The organism is Methylophaga sp. UBA3603 (genome assembly GCF_002375335.1).
Lineage (GTDB): Bacteria > Pseudomonadota > Gammaproteobacteria > Nitrosococcales > Methylophagaceae > Methylophaga.
The window spans coordinates 204,429-207,435 of record NZ_DFMC01000007.1 but is presented as its reverse complement, the minus strand read 5'-3'; the positions used below and the strand labels follow the sequence as shown (position 1 = coordinate 207,435).

Here is a 3,007-nt window from a genome sequence, read left to right as displayed (position 1 = left end):
CGCAGTGAAGCCGCAGGCCAACACAAGGGGTGCCCTTGGGTTGTTAGGGAATTGGGCACGCAATTCCCTGACTCGCATTCATGCGAAATCTGAATGGTGAAGCGGTTCGAAGTCACTGCTAAATCGAATTAAGGCCAAATTAGCTAAAAACGTTAATAAATCGAAGCCCTGACACAACGAATCACCCCATAATCATAGGCTTCATCCAACGCTTCAAAAACGGTTTTTAAACTATCTGCTTCATCACCAAGTGAATCAATGGTCGAGATGATTTCATTAAATTCATTATCAGCCAGATCCAGCACTTTTTTAACATCCAGCAAACCCGCTTCAATGCCATCTGACAGGTGACTGTATATCGTGCTGACTTTTAACTCACGCTGTTTCGCTATTTGATCAGGACTCAATCCTTGTTCATGCAGCATTAACGTCTGATTCACCGTGTCACGTAAGCCGTTATTTAATAATTCCGATAATGGAAACTGCTGAATAACGGTTAAAAACCGTTGACCGTAATGTTCCAGTTTCTGAGCACCGACACCGGAAATACGTGCCATGGCTTGCATATCATTAGGTCTGGTCTGACACATTTCCTGCAGCGTTGAATCATGAAAAATCACAAAAGGCGGCACGCCATTTTGCTGGGCGATCTCGGTTCGTAACTGGCGTAACGCTTCCCATAGCTCCTGATCCTGAGGACGCACGGTAGATTGTTTTTTCTCTTTTTTGCTGAGCGTTTGTTTGGCTTGCTGTTTACGCAGCAGCAGTTTTTGTTCACCGCGTAAAATCGACCGACATTTTTCAGTCAGACGTAATGCACCATAACGATTGATATCAATATCAAGATAGCCGGTGGCGATAAGCTGGCGGAAGATACCGCGCCATTGCGTAGCGGTCAGATCTGAGCCAATACCAAACGTACTGAGCTGATCATGCTGGTTGGTCTTGATGCGTTCATCTTCACTGCCTACCAACACATCAATGAGATAATTCACCCCAAAGCGTTGATCGGTCCGATAGACACATGACAAGGCTTTTTGGGCAACTTCAGTAGCATCAAAATGCTCTGGCGGATTCTGACAGTTATCACACTGACCGCAGGTTTCCGGTGACGTTTCATCAAAATAGGCGAGCAGGGCGTGCCGCCGGCAGCTGATGGATTCGCATAAGCCCAACATGGCATCGAGTTTGTGATGTTCGACTCGTTTGATAAGGTCCGGCGCATCAGAATTCTGCATAAACTGACGCAGGGTGATGACATCCTGCAGCCCATACGCCATCCACGCATTGGCTGGTAAACCATCACGCCCGGCACGGCCGGTTTCCTGATAATAGGCTTCGATATTTTTTGGCAGATTTAAATGCGCGACAAAACGTACATCGGGTTTATCAATGCCCATACCAAAGGCAATGGTGGCAACAATAATCACGCCTTCTTCGCGTAAAAAACGCTGCTGATGATGTGCCCGCATTTGTGAGGTTAAGCCTGCGTGATAGGGCAAAGCGACGCGACCCTGGTCAGTTAGCCACTCGGCAATTGCCTCGACCTTTTTACGCGACAGGCAATAAACAATCCCGGCATCGTTGGCATGTTGAGTTTCAATAAACTGCCAAAGCTGTTGTTTAGCCTGATTGGCTTCGGCAATGGCATAAAAAATGTTGCTTCGATCAAAACTGTTCAGGTAGACATTGGCGTCATGCAGATTGAGCTGTTCGATGATCTCAATACGAGTGCGTTTATCGGCGGTAGCAGTCAGCGCAATACGTGGAATATCGGGAAAGCGTTCATGCAACATCCGCAGTTGCTGATATTCCGGGCGAAAATCATGGCCCCATTGCGACACACAATGCGCTTCATCAATGGCAAACAGTGAAACCTGAATCCGCGACAGCATCGACAGGGTGCGTTCGTTTAATAAACGCTCTGGAGCCACATACAGCAAATCTATCTGGCCGGCTTCAAGCTGAGTCTCAACGGCATTTGCTTCAGCAGCGGATAAACTGGAATTGAGAAATGCCGCATTCACGCCCAGTTGTTGCAATGCCATCACCTGATCCTGCATTAAGGCAATCAATGGTGAAACCACAACACCAGTACCCGGGCGAATCAGTGCTGGAAGCTGATAACACAATGATTTACCACCACCGGTCGGCATCAATACCAAGGCATCACCACCGGCAATCACATGGTCAACGATAGTTTGCTGATTGTGACGAAAAGCGCTGTAACCAAAAACGTTTTGTAACACTTCCAGCGCGGGTTGCCCGACATGCTGCATAAGAAATTCAGTGATAAAAGGAAAGGGGCATTATGGCAAATTGTGCTTGGTTTAACATGGGATCGGGACGATAAATTCGGTTTATCGTTCAAAGGCAGGCAAAATAGCGCAGGCAAATCACAAATCGCTTATCTCAAAACAGTCAGGTTTTGGGGATACATCTCAATCTTTAGGAATTAAAATGAAAGAAATTACAGTGGACAGCAACCCCAGTGAAGCTCGTTTAAAACAACTGGGCGTGGCTCACTGGCCAACATGGGAAAAAGGCGTATCGGTTTTCCCATGGTCATTTGTCACCACAGAAATCGCTTATATCGTTGAAGGTGAATGTGTCATGACGCCTAACGATGGTGGCTCACCAACAACTTTTAAAGCCGGTGATTTAGTGGTTTTCCCTAATGGGTATAAAGGTACTTGGGAAGTTAAAAAAGCTTTGAAAAAGCAATTTAAACACCAAGATGGCAATTTTGTTAAATGTGCTCTTAGCCGTTTTAAGATTTTAAAAAATAAATTTAAATCAAATTCCTAAAACGTTTTTTGATCTCTCTAAGAATGGGCTAACTTCAATGCAGCTCAACAGATAGCTGTCATTCGCGCGCAGGCGGGAATCTAGTGATATATGCAGGTTGGGTTGAGGAACGAAACCCAACGGATAGTTTCTTGATTTAAAATCACACGCTGCCGCTGGGCGTTCATTTATTTTGCTTGCCCAAAAGAAACGAACCAAA

At 45.8% G+C, this 3,007-nt stretch carries 3 protein-coding genes; 1 reads left to right on the top strand and 2 read right to left on the bottom strand.

Annotated features, from left to right (window positions below; all coding sequences use genetic code 11):
• Positions 1 to 152 precede the first annotated feature (152 nt).
• The gene (gene recQ / locus B4F66_RS04680) at positions 153 to 2,279 is read right to left on the bottom strand and encodes a DNA helicase RecQ (RefSeq protein WP_292354613.1); all 2,127 of its coding nucleotides are present in this window, start codon (positions 2,277 to 2,279) and stop codon (positions 153 to 155) included.
• A gap of 181 nt (positions 2,280 to 2,460) precedes the next feature.
• Here recQ and B4F66_RS04675 point away from each other — a divergent pair, with 181 nt between their 5' ends.
• The gene (locus tag B4F66_RS04675) at positions 2,461 to 2,808 is read left to right on the top strand and encodes a cupin domain-containing protein (protein WP_292354615.1); all 348 of its coding nucleotides are present in this window, start codon (positions 2,461 to 2,463) and stop codon (positions 2,806 to 2,808) included.
• On the opposite strand, the gene B4F66_RS04670 is transcribed toward B4F66_RS04675, so the two are convergent.
• A partial coding sequence (locus tag B4F66_RS04670; protein WP_292737324.1) for a hypothetical protein occupies positions 2,797 to 3,007 on the bottom strand: 211 nt, incomplete at its 5' end. The two genes, B4F66_RS04675 and B4F66_RS04670, sit on opposite strands and share 12 nt — an antisense overlap.